At 36.0% G+C, this 20,459-nt stretch carries 21 protein-coding genes and 1 other annotated feature; of the genes, 17 read left to right on the forward strand and 4 right to left on the reverse strand.

Annotated elements, in window-relative coordinates; genetic code table 11:
- The first annotated feature begins 126 nt into the window (after nucleotides 1-126).
- The 5 genes from V7183_RS16255 (at nucleotide 127) to V7183_RS16275 (ending at nucleotide 5,169) form a co-directional block, all read left to right on the forward strand.
- Nucleotides 127-657, forward strand: a complete 531-nt coding sequence (locus V7183_RS16255; RefSeq protein WP_097898359.1) for a sigma-70 family RNA polymerase sigma factor — start codon at nucleotides 127-129, stop codon at nucleotides 655-657.
- Complete coding sequence (locus V7183_RS16260) at nucleotides 647-1,696, forward strand: DUF4179 domain-containing protein (RefSeq protein ID WP_335360175.1); 1,050 nt, start codon at nucleotides 647-649, stop codon at nucleotides 1,694-1,696. Before V7183_RS16255 ends, V7183_RS16260 begins: the two co-directional genes overlap by 11 nt.
- 85 nt (nucleotides 1,697-1,781) lie before the next feature.
- Nucleotides 1,782-3,173: a YcdB/YcdC domain-containing protein gene (locus V7183_RS16265; RefSeq protein ID WP_335360176.1), complete on the forward strand. Its 1,392-nt coding sequence runs from the start codon at nucleotides 1,782-1,784 to the stop codon at nucleotides 3,171-3,173.
- 63 nt (nucleotides 3,174-3,236) lie between these two features.
- Nucleotides 3,237-3,488, forward strand: a binding site (T-box leader).
- Nucleotides 3,489-3,540: 52 nt separating this feature from the next.
- Nucleotides 3,541-4,932 carry an asparagine--tRNA ligase gene (asnS, locus tag V7183_RS16270; protein WP_097898357.1) on the forward strand — a complete coding sequence of 464 codons (1,392 nt, stop codon included), beginning with the start codon at nucleotides 3,541-3,543 and terminating at the stop codon, nucleotides 4,930-4,932.
- A gap of 102 nt (nucleotides 4,933-5,034) precedes the next feature.
- The gene (locus V7183_RS16275) at nucleotides 5,035-5,169 is read left to right on the forward strand and encodes a YuzL family protein (protein WP_097898356.1); all 135 of its coding nucleotides are present in this window, start codon (nucleotides 5,035-5,037) and stop codon (nucleotides 5,167-5,169) included.
- Between the two features lie 37 nt (nucleotides 5,170-5,206).
- On the opposite strand, the gene V7183_RS16280 is transcribed toward V7183_RS16275, so the two are convergent.
- Both V7183_RS16280 and rnhC read right to left on the reverse strand, forming a co-directional pair.
- Nucleotides 5,207-5,455, reverse strand: coding sequence for a hypothetical protein (locus V7183_RS16280; protein WP_097898355.1), 249 nt, complete (start codon nucleotides 5,453-5,455; stop codon nucleotides 5,207-5,209).
- A gap of 386 nt (nucleotides 5,456-5,841) precedes the next feature.
- Nucleotides 5,842-6,780 carry a ribonuclease HIII gene (rnhC, locus tag V7183_RS16285; protein ID WP_097898353.1) on the reverse strand — a complete coding sequence of 313 codons (939 nt, stop codon included), beginning with the start codon at nucleotides 6,778-6,780 and terminating at the stop codon, nucleotides 5,842-5,844.
- A gap of 123 nt (nucleotides 6,781-6,903) precedes the next feature.
- Between rnhC and zapA the strand changes: the two genes are divergently transcribed.
- The 6 genes from zapA to V7183_RS16315 all read left to right on the forward strand — a co-directional run bounded on the left by zapA (nucleotide 6,904) and on the right by V7183_RS16315 (nucleotide 14,470).
- The gene (gene zapA, locus V7183_RS16290; protein ID WP_141523127.1) at nucleotides 6,904-7,173 is read left to right on the forward strand and encodes a cell division protein ZapA; all 270 of its coding nucleotides are present in this window, start codon (nucleotides 6,904-6,906) and stop codon (nucleotides 7,171-7,173) included.
- A gap of 1 nt (nucleotide 7,174) precedes the next feature.
- Nucleotides 7,175-7,714, forward strand: a complete 540-nt coding sequence (locus V7183_RS16295) for a CvpA family protein (protein WP_335360177.1) — start codon at nucleotides 7,175-7,177, stop codon at nucleotides 7,712-7,714.
- Between the two features lie 57 nt (nucleotides 7,715-7,771).
- Complete coding sequence (gene polX / locus V7183_RS16300) at nucleotides 7,772-9,490, forward strand: DNA polymerase/3'-5' exonuclease PolX (protein ID WP_335360178.1); 1,719 nt, start codon at nucleotides 7,772-7,774, stop codon at nucleotides 9,488-9,490.
- 20 nt (nucleotides 9,491-9,510) lie between these two features.
- Nucleotides 9,511-11,871, forward strand: coding sequence for an endonuclease MutS2 (locus tag V7183_RS16305; protein ID WP_335360179.1), 2,361 nt, complete (start codon nucleotides 9,511-9,513; stop codon nucleotides 11,869-11,871).
- A 207-nt stretch (nucleotides 11,872-12,078) separates the two neighbouring features.
- Complete coding sequence (locus V7183_RS16310; protein ID WP_335360180.1) at nucleotides 12,079-12,768, forward strand: 23S rRNA pseudouridine(2604) synthase RluF; 690 nt, start codon at nucleotides 12,079-12,081, stop codon at nucleotides 12,766-12,768.
- Nucleotides 12,769-13,270: 502 nt separating this feature from the next.
- Nucleotides 13,271-14,470, forward strand: coding sequence for a class I SAM-dependent rRNA methyltransferase (locus V7183_RS16315; RefSeq protein ID WP_335360181.1), 1,200 nt, complete (start codon nucleotides 13,271-13,273; stop codon nucleotides 14,468-14,470).
- A 90-nt stretch (nucleotides 14,471-14,560) separates the two neighbouring features.
- On the opposite strand, the gene V7183_RS16320 is transcribed toward V7183_RS16315, so the two are convergent.
- Both V7183_RS16320 and V7183_RS16325 read right to left on the reverse strand, forming a co-directional pair.
- Nucleotides 14,561-14,755, reverse strand: a complete 195-nt coding sequence (locus tag V7183_RS16320; RefSeq protein ID WP_335360182.1) for a YwbE family protein — start codon at nucleotides 14,753-14,755, stop codon at nucleotides 14,561-14,563.
- Entirely contained in the window at nucleotides 14,756-14,929 is a 174-nt protein-coding gene (locus V7183_RS16325) for a hypothetical protein (protein ID WP_097898346.1), read from the reverse strand.
- Nucleotides 14,930-15,099: 170 nt separating this feature from the next.
- Between V7183_RS16325 and V7183_RS16330 the strand changes: the two genes are divergently transcribed.
- The 6 genes from V7183_RS16330 (at nucleotide 15,100) to V7183_RS16355 (ending at nucleotide 20,382) form a co-directional block, all read left to right on the forward strand.
- The gene (locus V7183_RS16330) at nucleotides 15,100-15,792 is read left to right on the forward strand and encodes a response regulator transcription factor (protein WP_335360183.1); all 693 of its coding nucleotides are present in this window, start codon (nucleotides 15,100-15,102) and stop codon (nucleotides 15,790-15,792) included.
- A gap of 1 nt (nucleotide 15,793) precedes the next feature.
- Entirely contained in the window at nucleotides 15,794-16,729 is a 936-nt protein-coding gene (locus V7183_RS16335) for a sensor histidine kinase (protein ID WP_335360184.1), read from the forward strand.
- Nucleotides 16,730-16,855: 126 nt separating this feature from the next.
- Entirely contained in the window at nucleotides 16,856-17,779 is a 924-nt protein-coding gene (locus tag V7183_RS16340; protein WP_097898343.1) for an ABC transporter ATP-binding protein, read from the forward strand.
- Nucleotides 17,772-18,455 (forward strand): ABC transporter permease, encoded by a 684-nt coding sequence (locus V7183_RS16345; protein ID WP_335360185.1) that lies wholly within the window; start codon nucleotides 17,772-17,774, stop codon nucleotides 18,453-18,455. Before V7183_RS16340 ends, V7183_RS16345 begins: the two co-directional genes overlap by 8 nt.
- A gap of 294 nt (nucleotides 18,456-18,749) precedes the next feature.
- Nucleotides 18,750-19,454: an ABC transporter permease gene (locus V7183_RS16350; protein WP_335360186.1), complete on the forward strand. Its 705-nt coding sequence runs from the start codon at nucleotides 18,750-18,752 to the stop codon at nucleotides 19,452-19,454.
- 55 nt (nucleotides 19,455-19,509) lie between these two features.
- Nucleotides 19,510-20,382, forward strand: a complete 873-nt coding sequence (locus V7183_RS16355) for a DUF4097 family beta strand repeat-containing protein (RefSeq protein WP_335360187.1) — start codon at nucleotides 19,510-19,512, stop codon at nucleotides 20,380-20,382.
- Nucleotides 20,383-20,459 lie beyond the last annotated feature (77 nt).

The following is a 20,459-nucleotide window of genomic DNA, read 5'->3' on the forward strand; positions in this document are numbered from 1 at the left end:
GATGGTCCTCTTTTTTTATGAAAAGAAAAAATGAATGCAACCAAATACTGTTTTTCTGTATCTAATAGGGTGTAACGAACATGAAAACAATCGTATATTGAAATGAGTGAGCAAGGGGGCTCTGATATGGGGAAGCTAGAAGCCTTGGTGAAAAAGGCAAAAAAGGGAGATGGGGAAGCTTTTGTTTCTCTTGTACAGCGGTATGAAGATGTGTTGTACAAAGTCGCAAGTAGATTGTTACAAAAAGATGAGGATGTCGCAGATGCGATGCAAGAAGCCATTATGGTGGCTTATGAGAAAATACATACACTTAAAAATGAGGAGTACTTTAATACATGGATTTGTAAAATATTAATCAATACATGTAACGGCATATTAAACAAAAGACAAAAAATCATGTTAGTAGAGGGAAACCTTGAGCAAAAACAAGACAAAAATGAATTTCTGAAAATAGAACTAGAAGATGCGTTAAATAGCTTAAACAAAGATTATAAAATGGCGATTGTTTTATATTACATTGTTGGACTTAGTATAAAAGAAATGAGCGTGTTTTTAAAGGAACCAGAAGGCACGATTAAATCAAGACTTTCCAGAGCCAAGTCGATATTGCGTAATCATTATTACAGTGGTGAAGGAGTGCGTGTAAATGAAAAGTAAAAGTAACTTCGAAAAAGAATTTCAGCAGTTGCTACATGAGGAAAAAGAAATGCCTAGTATTGTTAGAAAGTCTTTAGATCATTCCTATGATGTGATACGTATGAAAACAAAGAAAAAGAAAAAGAAAAGAAATGTGATATGGAGAAAATTGGCGGTAGCGGCTTGTTGTTTTGTGATAGCTGGTGGTGTCTTTACAAATAAACATGTGCGAGCTAATATAAACAAATTATTTAATTTTAATGACAAAGGAATCGAGCGGGCAGTCGATGAGGGATTTACACAAAAAAGCAACAGTACCGCTACTGACAAAGGGATTACAGTGGCACTTGATCATTATTTTGCTGATACGAATAAATTAGGATTTAGTTTTCAATTGGTATTTGAGGATACAAGTATATTCAAGAAGAAAGTAAAAGAAGTGTCTTTTGATTATCGATTAAAAAATGGTGATGGCGAATATATTATGGAGTCTATTCCAGATACAAAGCCTTTGAAAAGCAAAAACATGTATATGTCTAAAGTGGAAGATAAAAATCCATCTATAGATGGAAAGAACGGAAAAGTGCAATATGATGTAGTATTTGAATCGAACCAAGGCGCTATTCCTAAACTGACAGATGCTGTGTTAGAAATAGAGAGTGTTAAGGTTTTTTATGAGAATGATGAACGGAAAGAAATTGATGGAACATGGAATTTGCCGATTAGCGACAAGACGAAAGAAGAAAAGAAGGTAAAGTTTGAGTATGAAGCAGTAAAAACTTCGCCTCATTTAGAACTTGTTTCAGCAAAAGCAAATCCAACATCATTAAATATCGCATTTTCTATAGACGAAATTATAGAAGATGAAAATGAGTTTATTGACATGAAAGTGGTTGGTAATAAAGGAAATGAGTATACGTCTTCAGATGGATATAGTACAGATGTTAAAGAGGGAAAAATGGTTATTTATGCGAATTTCCCAGTCACTTCTTACGATAAAATGGAAAATGTAACTCTAAAAACTAGAAATTTCGGAGAGATAAAACTAAAAAAGAAATAAAGTGAAAACCTTTCATTCTATCGTGGATGAAAGGTTTTCTTTTATTTATAATGAAGTTATAGGAGAAAGGGTGTGTGGATTTCAAATGACGAATATACTTGAACAAATAAAATTATTTTTAAAAATGAATGAGAACATACAATTATTTGCGGTCACCTCAGAAGAGAGTGCGAATGAGTTTAATGTGTTTGAGCAGCGAACAGGAGAATTAGTAGCATGTTATGAAATTGATGGAAAAGGTGGATTAAAGCATTTTCAGGCGTGCCGAGATTTAGAGAAAGTCCGATGCGTACAATTATCGCATGATGAAGCTTATGAGATTGCACAATCTTTTTTACAAGTATTTGCTCCTAATATCGTTAAATCTATTTATTTTATAAAAATGGTTGAAATGGATAACATATTCCAACTTTCCTATGAACTGCGAGATGAACGCTACCACTTATCTTTTCCAGATTCTGGTGTCATGCTTGAGATTGCAAAGGATGGGCGTTTTCAATATTTCCTTTTTGAAGGAGAAGCGTGTGAAGTTCGGTATCCGAAAGAGCTTATTACAAAAGAAGAAGCGAAAGAAAAATACATGGAAGCGCTTCGATTTGAATTGCTATTTGCGAAGGCCGATATGGAAGTGTTTGCAAATGGAGATGATGCATACCATCTCGTTTATGCACCAAAAGATTACGTTATGGATATAGGTGTAAGCGGAGAACTACATACATATGAGAATTATAATGGATTCGTTCAGCAGTTTCATAACATAGAGAAACGCACTGTACAAAATGGAGAGATTTTAAAATTAATTGGGTTAGATGATACATATGTAAAAATTGATACGAATCATGCAGAGGATAAAGTAACGGAACTTTGGACGAAGCAAGATTACGCTAATGATATCGAATTGGAAGAAGGAGCGCCGTTTCATACCATTCAAGTACGTTTTCATCAAGAAACATTTCAGTGTATAAGTGTAATCAATAATGAACGGAAAGGTGGGAAGAAAGAAGCCATAACAGAAAAGGAAGCAAGAGAGTGTGCACTTCAATTTTTATTTGCATGTTATCCTAAAGCTGACGAACAATTCCTGATAGAGAGAAGCCATCCATCGCACCATTGTGTATGGGAAGATGAAAATTGTGAGTCGCAGTACGGATTTTGGTTCCATCCTCTGCATCGTGGTAAAAGAGTAGATACATACAGTATAGTGATTCAAGTCGGTCAACAATCTGGGAAGATTTTAGAGTTTCAAGCAGTTAATGGTTTTGATAAAGAGCTAGATGAGCTAAGTGATGAACCAACAATCTTTGAAAAAGAAGCAAAATTTATTTACGCTCGTGATTTAGAGATGGAACTTGTGTGGACGAAGGCGCAGAATCTATTACCTTACGAGCTTTGCTACGCGCCGTCGTTCCCAAAAACAGACGGACATGTTCGTATGGTTGAAGCGCATACGGGGACGGCATTTCATGTGAAAGTGTAAGTCTTTTAAAGACAACTTGCATCTTTCAAAGGAATGTAGTACATTAATTTTAGTTTAACAAAATGAAAGACGATGATAAGGAAAAGTAGTATATACTATAATCCAAAGCGAGTCAGGGACGGTGAGAGCCTGATGAGGCGGTATATGTGAAGAACACCTTGGAGTTGCTAACCGAAATTGAAACCTGTATTCAAGAGTAGACTTAGACGGGAATCCGGCCTGTTACAAACCGGGAAGTATGGATTACATACGAGTTAAAGTTGGTCTTTATGACAAATTGGGTGGTACCGCGAAGTTTAACCTTTCGTCCCTTTATGGATGAAAGGTTTTTTTGTATTCAAATATATCAGCAAAGGAGAATTTCATTATGGAAAACACATTAGTAAAAAGTCTGTATAGAGATACAGATAAATACGCAGATCAAACAGTACAAGTATCAGGTTGGATTCGTAACTTACGTGATTCAAAAGCATTTGGTTTCATCGAATTAAACGATGGTAGCTTCTTCAAAAGCGTTCAAATCGTTTTCGATACAGAATTAGAGAACTTCAAAGAAATTGCAAAGCTTCCACTTAGCTCTTCAGTTAAAGTAGAAGGTAAAGTAATTGCAACACCTGGAGCGAAGCAACCATTTGAAATTAAAGCAGACAAAATTGATATCGAGGGCTTATCAGATTCTGATTACCCACTTCAAAAGAAGCGTCACACGTTTGAATATTTACGTACAATTGCTCACCTACGTCCAAGAACAAATGCATTCTCAGCAACGTTCCGCGTACGTTCTATCGCAGCATTTGCAATTCACCAGTTCTTCCAAGAGCGCGGCTTCGTACATGTTCACACACCAATTATTACTGGTAGTGATACAGAAGGTGCTGGCGAAATGTTCCGCGTAACAACGCAAGATTTAAACAACGTACCAAAAGGTGAAGACGGACAAGTTGACGAATCGAAAGACTTCTTCGGTAAAGAAACAAACTTAACAGTAAGTGGACAGCTGAATGCTGAAGCTTATGCATTAGCGTTCCGTGATGTGTACACATTCGGACCTACATTCCGTGCAGAAAACTCAAACACAACTCGTCACGCAGCTGAGTTCTGGATGGTTGAGCCTGAGATTGCATTTGCTGAATTAGGCGATGTAATGAACCTTACAGAAGATATGCTGAAATATGCAATGAAATACGTACTAGAGCATGCACCAGAAGAAATGGAATTCTTCAACAGCTTCGTTGATAAAACAGTTCTTGAGCGCATGAATAACGTAATCAACTCTGACTTTGGTCGCATCACATATACAGAAGCAATTAAAGTGCTTCAAGAATCAGGAGCAGACTTCAAATACCCAGTAGAATGGGGTATTGACTTACAAACAGAGCACGAAAGATACTTATCAGAAGAAATCTTCAAACGCCCTGTATTCGTAACTGACTATCCAAAAGATATTAAAGCATTCTACATGCGCTTAAATGATGACGGTAAAACAGTAGCTGCTACTGACCTTCTAGTTCCTGGCATCGGCGAATTAATCGGTGGTAGCCAACGTGAAGAAAGAATGGACGTTTTAGTAGACAGAATTAAAGAATTAGGCATGAATGAAGAAGACTACTGGTGGTACTTAGAGCTTAGAAAATACGGCGGTACAAAACACGCTGGATTCGGTCTAGGTTTCGAACGTTTCCTAATGTATATCACTGGTATGGCAAACATCCGTGACGTAATTCCATTCCCAAGAACTCCAGGTTCTGCGGAGTTTTAAGATGGTAAAAAAGCGAGAAGGAGATCTTCTCGCTTTTTTGTTATTTTTTCTCCTGTATAGTTTCTCACCCTGAAGTAAAAAGTAACGTTGGGGGTGAACAAAATGGGCAAAAAAGTCAAAAAAGATCCTTCTAGAGCAAGCCTTGGTTCTTCACAAGTTGAAGGACAAGGAACGACTACACACGAAACGGGTTCTTATAAGGTACCTTCCTCAAATAAGAAACAAAACCAAAGCTAAACATATAAAGAAGAGTAGTCATATCGATTACTCTTCTTTATATGTTTTTATCTTGAATTTCCTGTACAACTTTATCTATGTCTTTGTCTAAGCGATCGAAATAGACAAACCACAGTAAGCTAACGAACACATAATAGATTGCCATAATACAAAGGTTATCTGTGACGTTTTCCATGAGAGGTTTAGAAGTGAGGACTCCCCAAATAATAGAGACAATAAAGTAAGTAAGAGGACCAATTAAATGGACGAGTATGTATAGTGATTTTTTGATTTTGGTGTGAGTCATTTGGTGCGCCTCCTTTTATTTCAGATGAGATATGCTAGCTTCAGTATATAATTGGTATACACTAAAGATACTATAAATGGGATTTATTATGTAGTTGATAATGCATATAAATAATATATCCACTTTGATTTTCCAGCATATAAGTCATGGCTATGAAGAACAAAAAGTGACCTGCACTCGTTCTCTCTCTTTGGTTTTAACTTGGCATGGGGCAGGAAGAGGGTCTGACCGTTTCTATGCATGGCTGGATGCTCTTTCCCATCTAAAAAGAAAGGTTTTATGTAGGTCTTCAATTTGTATTTATATAGAACGAAAAACAAGGCGAAAAGAACACAATTCTTTTCGCCTTGTTTAGTTCATTTATATCCTGTCCATACTGAAAATAACTATTTTTTCAATAAGCGAAATGCCTTTTCTGTATTTGCAAAGTGAAGTTTCACAAATTCAGGAAGACGTTCTTTTCCCAGCTTTTGAATCAATTTTGCTGCGGCAATATCAACTTGTTTGCCTGCACCTTTTGGAAGTGACATACCAGCTTTTTTGCTTAGCTCATCAAACTGCTTTACAAATGAGTACCGAGCTAGAATAGAGGCTGCTGCAACTGCTAAATGGACGCTTTCACCTTTTGTAGCGAAATAGACGTTTTCGCGCTGCACTTCTTTTTGTTTTGCCAAGTATTTGTAGTATGTATCTGGCTGCGTGAATTGGTCGATTAAGATGCCTTCTGGTTTTGTCGGCGCGATCTTTGCTAGTAAGTTTGTAATAGCCTTATTGTGTAAGAGTGCCTTTAGTTTACCTTGATTGTTTCCTTTTTCGAACAGTTCGTTATATTTTTCATTATGTAAAACGAGCGAGCTGTAAGGAACAACGGCAAGGAGTTGTTTTGCAATTTCAGCAATTTGAGCATCATTTAAGTTTTTAGAGTCTTTTACACCAAGTTCTTTTAAGAGTGGAATTTGTTTTGCATCGACATATACAGCAACAACTGTCATCGGTCCAAAGTAATCTCCAGTACCTACTTCATCAGAGCCAATGATAGACATTGTTCCAATAGAAGAGGGCGGGGCATAACGATGTGAATCCGCTGTTTTTTTAACAGAAGATTTCGGTGCTTGAGAAACATTTTGCCAGCGTGCAGCTTCTTCTATAGCACGTCCTCCTTGAAACATTACTTTGCCGGATTTATAAGCAGTAATGGTACAAGATGGGACTTTTGCCATAAAGACACCACCCTGCGGAACTTTTGGGGCAATTGCTTGTTTATACTGCTGCTGCATGTCTTCAATTGTTTTAGAACTTGTTTGTATTACGATAGAATTTGACAAGATGGTCGCTCCTTTTTTATATAGTTATTTTTATCATATCGGATTGTTCTTTCTGTTTCCATATTATGATGGTTCATGGTATGATAAACTTTAGGATTCTGTACGTGATTGGAGGCCGATGAGTTGTCACAACAAAAGGGAAATAAAAGTCGAATTAATGTAGAAATCTATGGTCAACAATATTCAGTTGTTGGCGATGAAAGTACAAGCCATATCCGCATGGTAGCAGCGATTGTGGATGATAAAATGCGCGAACTCAATGCCAGGAATCCTTCGCTTGATACGAGTAGACTAGCGGTATTGACGGCGGTAAACGTCATACACGATTACATAAAATTAAAAGAAGCACATGAAAAATTGAAAGAAAGTATGACACACAAAGGAATGGAATAACATGATTGATATTATTATCATTTTACTGCTTGTTATGGGATTTTTCCTCGGTTTAAGAAGAGGTTTTATTTTGCAACTTGTAAAGCTAGCAAGTTTTATTATCGCATACCTTGTTGCGTACTGGTACTGTAAAGATTTAGCGCCAGCGCTTGCGAAAATTATTCCGTATCCATTCAGTAAGAATGTATCTGTTCCAGAATGGATTGATGCGAATAACATTGAGGCTGTTTTCTATCGAGCAATTGCGTTTATTATATTATTTATTATTACAAAAATCGCACTTTCATTGCTTGGTAATTTGCTGAATATGTTTGCAGAAATTCCGGTTTTAAAGCAAGTAAATGCGCTTGCTGGGGCAATCCTTGGCTTTTTAGAGGTGTATATTATTTTGTTTGTCTTAATTATTATTGGAACAATTCTCCCAATTGAACAAGTACAAACACCATTACAAAAATCATCAATTAGTAAAATAATTGTAGACGATACACCGATTCTTTCTGAAAAGGTGAAGGAACTATGGCAGACAGGTAGCAGAGTGTAACTTCTCTTTTTTCGGAAAGAGAAGTTTTTTTTCTATGAAAGAAAGGCGGGGGCAAGAATGAAAGTAAATAAAAAACAAGTGATTAAATTACTGGAGACAATCGGCCTTTTTATGGAGCTTAAGGGCGAAAATCCATTTAAAATATCCGCATTTCGTAAAGCGGCAGCAGCACTAGAAAGCGATGATCGTAGTCTTTCTGAAATTGAAGATTTCACAAAGATTCCAGGCATCGGAAAAGGAACAGCAGCAGTTATTCAAGAATATATTGAATCGGCGACATCAGAGGTATTGCAAGAACTTGAAAAAGAAGTGCCAAGCAGTCTATTACCGTTATTAAAATTACCAGGGCTTGGCGGCAAAAAAGTAGCAAAGCTGTACAAAGAGCTTGGCGTGATTGATATGGAATCATTACAAAAGGTTTGTGAAGAAAATAAAGTACAGGCACTTGCAGGGTTCGGTAAAAAAACGGAAGAGAAAATATTAGAAGCAATCGCTCAAGTTGGCTCTCGTCCAGAGCGTTTACCGATTGCAATGGTCTTACCTATTGCCGGGGAAATAGAAGAGAAATTGTCGAATATCCAGGGAATTGTTCGATTCTCTCGTGCGGGTAGTTTACGCCGTGTTCGCGAAACAGTGAAAGATTTAGATTTCATCATTGCAACGACAGAGCCAGCAGCGGTACGTGAACATTTACTGCAGTTTGATAATATGATTGAAGTCATTGCAAGTGGTGATACAAAGGTATCGGTTCGTCTGCAATATGAATACGATATTTCGATCGACTTCCGTCTTGTAAAACCTGAGGAATTTATTACAACGCTTCATCATTTCACAGGTTCAAAAGATCATAACGTAAGAATGCGCCAAATTGCAAAAGATAAAGGTGAAAAAATTAGTGAGTATGGTGTGGAAAACTTAGAAACAGGTAAAGTGAAGACGTTTGAAACAGAAGAAGCATTCTTTGCTCATTTTGGTTTGCCATTTATCCCACCAGAAGTACGTGAAGACGGAAAAGAGATTGAGTTAATTAAAGAATATCCAAATTTAATTCAGTTCTCTGATATACAAGGTGATTTACATATGCATACAACATGGAGCGACGGTGCTTTTTCGATTGAAGAAATGGTACAAGCATGCCGCGAGCGTGGGTATAAATTTATGGCAATTACCGATCACTCACAATATTTGAAAGTAGCAAACGGTTTAACGAAAGAGCGTCTTCGTGAACAAGGAAAAGAGATTGAGCGCATTAATGAAAAATATTCGGATATTACAATTTTGCGCGGGATTGAAATGGACATTTTGCCAGATGCAACGCTAGATTTTGATGATGAAGTATTAGCAGAGCTTGATTATGTAATTGGTGCAATCCACTCTAGCTTTTCACAAGACCGTGAAACGATTATGAAACGCCTTCGTACAGCAATTGAAAATCAGCATGTTACAATGATTGCTCATCCAACAGGCCGTCTACTTGGACGCCGCGAAGGGTATGATGTAGATACAGATTTACTGATTGAACTCGCGAAAGAAACAGATACAGTTTTAGAGTTAAATGCGAATCCAAACCGTTTAGATTTAAGTGCAAAGTTACTAAAACAAGCGCAAGATGCTGGCGTAAAAGTAGCAATAAATACGGATGCTCATACACTGGAAATGTTAGAAGATATGGAAACAGGTGTAGCGGTAGCACGTAAAGGCTGGATTCAAAAAGATACTGTGATTAACACATGGGATATTGAACGTTTATTAGACTATATAAAACGGAATAAGTAATACAAGGGGGACGTGCAACTATGTTAGAACGAACGTTGCGTGTATTAGAATATAATAAAGTAAAAGAACAATTACTTGAACATACTGCTTCTTCACTTGGTCGTGATAAGGTGAAGGGTCTTGTGCCAAGTACAAATTTTGAAGAAATTGTAGAAATGCAAGAAACAACGGATGAAGCAGCGAAAGTGATTCGCCTAAAAGGACAAGCACCACTTGGCGGGATTTTTGATATTCGCCCAAATGTAAAACGTGCGAAAATCGGTAGTATGCTAAGCCCACATGAGCTTCTTGATGTTGCAAGTACAATGTATGGTAGCCGCCAAATGAAACGATTTATTGAAGATATGGTTGATAATGGCGTAGAGCTACCTATTTTAGAAACGCATGTCGCACAAATTGTGTCTTTATATGATTTAGAAAAGAAAATTACGAACTGCATCGGTGATGGCGGCGAAGTAGTCGATAGCGCAAGCGATAAACTGCGTGGTATTCGTAATCAAATCCGCACTGCAGAAAGCCGTATTCGTGAGAAACTTGAAAATATGACACGCTCTTCAAGTGCTCAGAAGATGCTATCAGATGCAATTGTAACAATCCGTAATGATCGCTATGTAATTCCTGTAAAGCAGGAATACCGCGGTGTATACGGTGGTATTGTTCATGACCAATCCGCATCTGGACAAACGTTATTTATCGAGCCGCAAGTCATTGTAGAACTAAATAACGCCTTGCAAGAAGCACGTGTGAAAGAAAAACAAGAAGTAGAACGCATCTTAATGATGTTAACGGAAGAAGTAGCATTAGAAGCAGATACCGTATTAGCAAATGTTGAAGTGATTGCGAATCTTGATTTCATTTTTGCGAAAGCATTTTATGCGAAGAGAATTAAAGCGACGAAACCGATTGTAAATAATGAGCGCTATATGGATTTACGACAAGCGCGTCACCCACTTATCGATCCAAAAGTTATTGTGCCAAACGATATTATGTTAGGGAAAGACTTCACAACAATCGTTATTACAGGACCGAATACAGGTGGTAAAACAGTTACATTAAAAACAGTCGGCATCTGTGTATTAATGGCGCAATCTGGTCTTCATATCCCTGTACAAGATGAATCAGAGATTTGTGTATTTAAAAATATTTTTGCTGATATCGGTGATGAACAATCGATTGAACAAAGTTTAAGTACATTCTCTTCTCATATGGTGAACATTGTCGATATTTTAGAAAAAGCTGATTTTGAAAGCTTAGTGCTATTTGATGAATTAGGTGCAGGAACAGACCCGCAAGAAGGTGCTGCGCTTGCGATTTCAATCTTAGATGAAGTGTATAACCGCGGTGCGCGTGTTGTCGCAACAACTCACTATCCAGAGCTAAAAGCATATGGTTACAATCGTGAACAAGTTATTAATGCAAGTGTTGAGTTTGATGTGAACACATTAAGCCCAACGTATAAATTATTAATCGGTGTACCAGGACGCAGTAACGCTTTTGAAATTTCAAAACGCCTTGGTTTATCTGAACGTGTAATAGATCGTGCTCGTAATCATATTAGTACGGATACAAATAAAATCGAAAATATGATTGCAAAGCTAGAAGAAAGTCAAAAAAATGCAGAGCGCGAATGGAACGAAGCAGAAGAACATCGTAAGCAATCTGAAAAACTACATCGTGAATTACAACGTCAAATTATTGAATTTAACGATGAGCGCGATGAAAGATTATTAAAAGCGCAAAAAGAAGGCGAAGAAAAAGTCGAAGCTGCAAAAAAAGAAGCAGAAGGTATCATTCGCGAACTTCGTCAATTGCGTAAAGCACAGCTTGCAAACGTGAAAGATCATGAGCTCATTGAAGCGAAAAGCCGTTTAGAAGGGGCAACGCCAGAGCTTGTGAAAAAACAAAAAGTAAAAGTGAAAAACACAGCGCCAAAACAACAGCTACGGCCAGGCGATGAAGTAAAAGTATTAACGTTCGGTCAAAAAGGGCAGCTTCTCAAAAAAGTAAGTGATAATGAGTGGAATGTTCAAATTGGTATTCTGAAGATGAAAGTGAAAGAATCTGATATGGAATACATTAATACACCGCAGCCAGTAGAGAAAAAAGCAGTTGCAACTGTTAAAGGAAGAGACTACCATGTTTCCTTAGAACTTGATCTTCGCGGTGAACGCTTTGAAAATGCGATGATGCGTGTAGAAAAATATTTAGACGATGCACAGCTTGCCAACTATCCGCGTGTATCTATCATCCACGGAAAAGGAACAGGAGCACTTCGCCAAGGTGTACAAGATTACTTGAAAAAACATCGCGGCGTGAAAAACTTCCGTTATGGTGATATGGGCGAGGGAGGCCTCGGCGTAACAGTTGTCGAATTAAAATAGCAAACAACCAAACAAAAGGGGTAAACCAGTATGTTTATGGAAAAACTTGCAAAAGTATTGTTAGCTTGTTGCGGCATATTTTTGGTGATTGGGGTTATTTATTTAGTGGTTTTTGCGAAGTAAAGGAGCGTCAATCTCAGCATGATTATACCGCCTGAGATTGACGCTTTTTCTTTTCGGATAATCTATAGGAAAAAGGAATACGACATGAAAATTAACCAATTTATAAGCGAAGCGTTGTCTTGCTCAAGGCGAGAAACAGACCGCCTCATTAAAGCGGGCCGCGTGGCAATTAGCGGCGAAGTTTGTATGCATGGTGCGATTGTTACACCTGAAGATATTGTAACAATTGATGGTAAAAAAATTGAAAAAGCGAACAAAGAAAAAATCTATATTGCCTTTCACAAGCCAGTTGGTATTACTTGTACTGCAGCGGAACATATTGAAGGAAACATCATCGATTATATCAATCATCCGGAGAGGATTTTTCCAGTTGGTCGTTTAGATAAAGCATCAGAAGGATTGATTTTATTAACGAATGATGGAAGGGTTGCTAATCAAATTTTGCACGGGGATCATGAGCACGAAAAAGAATATATTGTAACAGTCGATAAGCCATTTACAGATTGGTTTATTGACGGAATGTCCCGTGGCGTGAAAATTAAAGACGGAATGACGAAGCCATGTAAAGTGACGCGAGTAGATAATTCTACATTTCGAATTATTTTAACGCAAGGAATGAATAGGCAAATTCGCCGAATGAGCCGGACTTTTGGATACACAGTAACGAAATTAAAACGCGTAAGAATTATGAATATGAAACTTGATGGATTAGAGGCCGGAAAGTGGCGAAATGTTACAGAGCAAGAATTACAAGAACTACTGGAACAACTATAAGGGAAGAAGTTGTTGTAGAGAAATGGATTGTTGATTGAAAGAAGGCTAGCACTTTAGGAATTTTTGCACGTAATCTGTATGTAAACGCACAATACCTATTCACTTACATCATATCATACTGTCGTTCAATAACGTTTGGGGAGGAGTATACCTTCCTTATGAATGAAATGCCAATTATTCATCCATGATGAGCTGGTTGTACTAGCAAAGCAATAATATGGTATAGTGAAACGGGGCTACTTTTAAGCCTCGTTTTTAAATGCTTCCTATTATATAAATACAAGTTGAAAAACTGACATAAAAACTCCTTTTTTTAGGTGGACGAGAGCATTGGCCATGCATAGAAGCGGTCAGGGCCTTTTCTGCCACATGCAAGGGTGAAAATAAAGAGAGAATGTAAGTGCAGGTTATGTTTTATTCTGCATAGCAGCAACTTATATGTTGAAAAATTTAAATGGATTTATATAGATAGAAAGCATTCAGATGGAAAGGAAGACATTACATGCGATCAGAAGTAACTGTAAAGATAAAACCAAAATTTATAAAAGAAATTAAAAGTGGCTATCCGCTTATTTTAAAAGATGCGATTCAAAATTTACATGATGTGCGTGAAGAAGGGACAATTATTAACCTGCTTGATGAGAAGAACCAATTTCTTGGGAAAGGCTATTACGGAAAGCAAAATAAAGGATATGGCTGGATTTTAACGAGAAAAGAGCAGGAACACATTGACCAATCTTTCTTTGAGAGAAAAATCAAATCGGCGCTACATAAACGAAAAGGTTTTTATAAATCGAATGATACGACTGCATTCCGCGTCGTAAACGGTGAAGGCGATGGACTTGGTGGTTTAATCATTGATTATTATGATGGGTATTATGTAATAAGCTGGTATAGCGAAGGGATTTATGCCTTTAAAAATGAAATCATTGGAGCTCTTCAAAAAGTAGCAAACTTCAAAGGAATCTATCAGAAGAAACGTTTTGATACAAAAGGAAAGTATATGGAAGACGATGACTTTGTTACAGGAGAACGCGGTGAGTTCCCAATCATCGTGAAAGAGAACGGTGTAAACTTTGCGGTTTATTTAAACGATGGGGCGATGGTTGGTGTATTTTTAGATCAGCGCAATGTTCGAAAACAAATTCGTGACACATATGCAAAAGGAAAAACAGTGTTAAATATGTTCTCTTATACAGGTGCTTTCTCAGTATTCGCAGCACTTGGCGGAGCGACAAAAACAACAAGTGTTGACCTTGCTAACCGTAGCTTAAGCAAAACAATTGAGCAATTTAGTGTAAACGGAATTGATTATGAAGCACAAGATATTATTGTGGAAGATGTATTCCATTACTTTAAATATGCAGCAAAGAAACAAATGAAATTTGACATGGTTATACTAGATCCACCAAGCTTTGCACGTTCTAAAAAATATACATTTAGTGCGGCGAAAGACTACAAAAACTTATTAAAAGAAACAATCGCAATTACAGAAAACAATGGTATCATCGTCGCTTCCACAAACTGTAGTACATTCGATATGAAAAAATTTAAAGGCTTTATCGACACAGCATTTAAAGAAATGAATGGCAAATACAAAATATTAGAAGAACATTCACTGCCAGAAGATTTCCGTACAATTGATCAATTCAGAGAAGGTAATTATTTAAAAGTTGTTTTCATTGAAAAAATCAAAGGTTAAGCACAATATATCAGTGTTTTTTCCAATATATCGACTTACGGACAAAAAAAGTATAAAAAAAGGAGCTCATGTGAAATTGAGCTCCTTTTTTTATTGCACAATATGCTGCACTCTGCCAACCTGTCCATCTTGCAATCGTACTTTAATGCCGTGCGGATGAGACGGTGAGTTTGTCAAAATATCTTTTACAATTCCTCGAGTGAGTGTACCAGTACGTTGATCTTTCTTTAACACAATATCAACTTCAAGACCTGGTGAAATGTTAGTACGTTTTTGTCCGTTCATTTACACACCTGTACGTCTGCGTTGGTTGTTTGTTTTTTTCGTTTGTTGGCTTTGTAATTTCTTCGTTGCTTGACTTTGATTTGCAGCATTTGATCCGTTTCCATTTCCTTGCTTTTTCTTCGCAAGTTGTTCGCGCATTAAATCAGCTAAGCTTACTTTTTTATTTTCTGACATGGTAAAACTCCTTTATATTAGGTTAATTATAAACAATAGTCGTGAATTCCATCATAACATTGTTGTGAAAAGAAATGAAGTCAGATTGAATTTTCATATAATTCTTTTCACATTTATAGACTTCAGTTACAATTAAATTGTTAATGTTTGTAAAAAAAGGGGATAGAAGCATGTCACACCATATTTTATTAGTAGAAGACGACATTTCGATTCAAGAAATGGTCGAGACATATTTAACAAAAGAGGGTTTTCAAATAACAATCGCATCTGATGGAGAAGAGGGAGTTACGAAATTTTTAAAAGGCTCATTTGATTTGATCATTCTTGATATCATGATGCCGAAATTAGATGGTTTAGAAGTTGTGAGAATCATTCGTGAAAAAAGTGCTGTGCCGATTTTAATGATGTCCGCAAAAGATACGGATGTTGATAAGGCGATTGGTTTAGGCCTCGGCGCAGATGACTACATCTGTAAACCATTCTCTATGATTGAACTGGCAGCTCGGGTAAAGGCAAGTATTCGAAGATCTACAAAGTATTCAGCCACGGAGCAGAAAGAAGAAACGATTAAAATTGGTGATTTGAAAATTGATCTGATCAATTTCACTGTGCAAAAAAAAGAAAAACAGCTAAAACTAACTTTGAAAGAATTTGAGATTTTAAAACTATTTGTGAAGAATCAAAATCGTGTATTTACAAAAGCTCAAATCTATAACCTGATTTGGAATGAAGAATATTATGGAGATGATAACGTGATTAATGTTCACATGAGACGGTTGCGTGAAAAGATTGAAGATGATCCTTCTAATCCAGAGTATATTAAAACATTATGGGGCATTGGCTATAAGTTGGAAGTGATGTAGTATGATCTCTCTTTTAACGATCGTTATCTTCATATTATTAGGTATTATTTATTTTCAATATCGAACACAGAAAAGCAGGAGTGCCAATGTACGCTATACATATGAAAAGTTACAGGATATTGTAAAACAGCAAACAGGTGAGAAATTATTAGTTGTGACAGATGATAAAGAACTGCAGAAATTATTAGTAGCGATTAATCATTTATTAGATGCGAAACAAAAAACGAATGCTGATCATGCGAAGGTTGAAATTTCAATGCGAAAGATGCTTTCTAACATCTCACATGACTTAAAAACACCGCTTACTGTTATTCTTGGATATACAGAAATGTTAAATACAGATAAAACGATGAATAAAGAGGACCAACAAGCATTGCTAGAAAAGGTACATTTGAAAACACTCGAAGTAATGGAACTCATTCATAAATTTTTTGATTTAGCGAAATTAGAATCTGGAGATAAAGCAATCGAAATGACAAAGGTGAATATGAATGAAGTGTGTCGAGAGAAAATTTTATCCTTTTATGATTTAGTAACGACGAAAGGGTTTGAGGTGCATATTGATATACCTGAGAAAAATGTATATGCATTTGGAAATGCAGAAGTATTAGGTAGGGTGTTAAATAATTTAATATCCAATGCGATTGCGTATGGATATGACGGAAAAACGCTTGGCATTACATTAAGAGAAGATGATAGGTGTGTGTATGTTGAGGTATGGGACCGCGGGAAAGGAATTGATGAATCTCATATTGATAAAGTATTTAAACGTATGTATACGCTAGAGGATTCGAGGAACCGATTGTATCAAGGAAGCGGCCTTGGGCTTACGATTACAAAACGATTGGTAGAAGCTTTGGGCGGAGAAATTCATCTTTCCAGTACGCCATATGAGAAGACGGTATTTACAATTATGCTGAAAAAAATGGAGTTTTAGCTTGTAGAAAAAAGTATTCTACAAGCTTTTTTTGAACGTAAGGAATTTGTAAGGAATGGGTAAGAAAAAAGAGACTTTCATTGTCTATGATAGAAGTATGAAGTGGAAGCGAAAGGGGAAAATGATATGTCCTATGTATTAAAAACAAATCAGTTAACCAAAGTGTTTGAGGGGAAAGAAGTGATCTCTGGGGTTAATATGCATGTGAAAAAGGGAGAAATCTACGGCTTTTTAGGACCGAATGGTGCTGGTAAAACCACAATTATGAAAATGATTACAAATTTAATAAAACCAACGAGTGGGGATATTGAAATTTTCGGTGAGAAATTAACAGATACATCTTATGACGTGTTAAAACGAATGGGAACAATTATTGAATATCCAATCTTTTATGACAAATTAACAGCTAAAGAAAATTTATATTTACATTGTGAATATATGGGTTACTACGACAAGAAGGGGATTGAGCATGCATTAGATCTTGTCAATTTACACAACGTGGAGAATAAAAAAGTAAAAGACTTTTCACTGGGGATGAAGCAAAGGTTAGGAATTGCCAGAGCAATTTTGACAAAACCGGAGCTATTAATTTTAGATGAACCAATCAACGGTTTAGATCCAATCGGTATTAGAGAACTACGCGACCTATTTAAAATGCTTTGTAAAGAATATGGAATTACTCTATTAGTCTCTAGTCATATTTTAGGGGAAATGGAGCAAATGGCAGATACAATTGGGGTCATTCAAAATGGAAAATTGATAAAAGAAGTTTCTATGAAAAGTATTAATGGTAAGCAAACGGAATATATTGAAATTCAAGTTCAAGATGTGAAACGTGCAGCTTATATTTTAGAAAATAAACTTAGCATAACAAATTACAAAATAATGAGTGAAAGTATGATTCGCGTGTATGAAATGACAGCGACGCAGCAAGAAATTTCCAAAGCATTGATTATGAATGATGTGGAAATTGAAAGTATAAACAAAAAGCATAGTTCATTAGAAGAGTATTTCTTAAATCTAGTGAATGGAGAGGGAATCCATGCTTAATTTAATGAGACTTGAACTCATGAAATTTAAGGTGTGGCCGGTTATTAGAGGGGCACTCATTGCAATATGTATTCTTTCTATATGTATTCCGTTGATATTATGGGATGAAGCAGGAGTAAATGGATATAATCAAACGTTTGCAATCATTGACACTTTTTCACGAGGAGTGTTTATGATTTTCGGAGCAAGTCTAATTGCGAGATTTATTATTCAAGAGTTTCAAGAAAAGACGATGACAGTGATGTTTATGTATCCAATCAATCGTAAAAAGATGATGTTTGCAAAAATGTTTATTATCATTTGTTTTACTCTTTGCTTTATTATGATTTCAGATCTTATCGTTTTTGGCGTTGTTTATATATTCAATTTGTATCATCCAGTCATTACAGGGACATTAACCGTATCAATTTTAATCCAAAATGTATTAAAACTATTCATGAATGCATTAGCAGCAACGGGAATTAGTTTAACCCCAATATACTTTGGAATGAAAAAATATTCTGTGCGCACAACGATTGTGTCAGCGATAGTAATTGTAGCATTGTTAAATTCAGGTAGGGGGGCTGGAGGTACATTATTTGATTTTGTTGCTATTCCTATTATATTAGCTTGTGTTGGTTTGTTAATCGCTTATATGGCAATAAGAAAGATTGAACAGGTGGATTTGTTTAAATAAGGCGAGTTTAAAGAATAGGAAATATATAAATACAAGTTGAAAAACCAATCTAAAAACCTCTTTCTTTTTAGCTGGACGAGAGCATCTGGCCATGCATAGAAGCAGTCAGGGCCTTTTCCTGCCACATGCAAGGGTTAAAACAAAGGGAGAATGCGAGTGCAGATCATGTTTTATTCTGCATAGCAGCGACTTATATGTTGAAAAATTAAAATGGATTTATATAGAAGATAGAAACGAAAAAGTATAACTCATTAGAAACATATTTTTAAAATCTAATGAATGGAGGAGAACAACATGCTCAAACTTATGAAACTAGAATGGAAAAAACATTGCTTATCTCGTTATTTTAAAGGAGTAGCCATTAGTATTGTAGCAATTTTCGTTGCTGTTGCTCTTATGGCATGGGGTTCTAAAGCTGAGAGTGAGCAAATGTTTTCAGATTATGCGGGATTTATGTCTTTAACAAATATTTTTATTAGAACAACATTTATGATTTTTTCAGCTGTTATTTTATCACGTTTAGTAATTGATGAATACAAGAGTAAAACGATGCAATTATTGTTTACCTATCCGTTACAACGAAAAAAACTCATGCAAGCGAAGTTAGCAATTGTCTTTGGATTTTGTTTTTTCAGCATAATTATTGCTACTTTTATCATCAATGTGTTAATTTTCTTCTTAAATCCAATGATAGGTTTCTTTGAAACACCTGTTAGTATGGAGCAAATCATTGCTACAGTTCCAGCTACTTTTATGAGCGCATTTATGATGGCTGGAGTAAGCCTCATTCCTTTATATTTTGGCATGAGAAAAAAATCGACTCCTACAATGATTACCTCATCTATAGTAATTGGGCTATTGATTAATTCAACTGTTCCTAATGGGGGAGGACAGATTAGTTTGTTTGACTTCATTATAATACCGATTGCGTTCTGTCTATTAGGTCTTGCAATTGGCTACCTTTCTTATTATAAAGTTGACAAAGTAGATGTGGCGTAAAGAAAGATACGATTATGAATGATATGTGGACTTAAAATGAACTGGGGAATAAAAAATGAAGAAAATGATATTAGCCTCTATTTTTATAATTGTAGTTGTTGGAGTAGTTTTTGGTCTCAAGGAAGTAAGGGGAAAGAGTTTTGAAAAAGAAACTTCTTTTGCAGTAGATAGTGTGGAAGAAATAGAAGTAAATAATGAAAATTGGAATGTTGAGTTCAAAAAGGCGGAATCAAAAAAAATAACAATCGCAGCTGAAGGAAAACAAAAAGACAAGAAGAACGACCCTGTAACCGTTAAAAATGGTGGGAAGAAAATTATAGTAAATCAGCAAGATCAAAAAGGCGGATTTATTGAAGGATTCAGCTTTGGAAAGAAAGGTACAATCTATATTTCTATTCCAAAGAATGAAGTAGATACGATTACATTGCATAATCGCTCCGGTGATATAAAAATGAACGATGTAACGACTAAAAATATTGTACTTTCAAATGTATCTGGTTCTGAAAAGATTGAAGGACTATCAGCAGAAAAAGGCACATTTACATCACAAGCTGGGGAACTAAGTGTAAAAGATAGTTCATTAAAAGAACTATCCGTATCTTCTACTACTGGTGATAACTATATTACAAATGTAACTACTCCTAAGATGAAAGTTACCTCAACAGATGGTGAAGTATCAATCAAAGATATAAAAGAAGGAAAATCATTACTAGTAGAAACAAAATCAGGAGATATTGGAGTGTCTTATAAAGAAGCTCCGACTTCATTAATGCTTACGGCTAACAGTAATTCATCTGATATAACAGTGAATTTAAACGGATTGAAGAAAAAAACGAATACGGAAAAATCAAAAGAAGGCACGATTGGTGATGCATTAAATAAAGTGGAGCTCTTAAGTAAAAAAGGAACTATAAATATAAATTCATAACGATTTTGCTATCTATATATACATCAATTAAAAAACCGACATTTTAGGTGGGAGAGGTGATCTATTCATGCATAGAA

This window comes from Bacillus sp. JJ1127 (genome assembly GCF_036965845.1).
In the GTDB taxonomy this organism is placed as follows: Bacteria; Bacillota; Bacilli; order Bacillales; family Bacillaceae_G; genus Bacillus_A.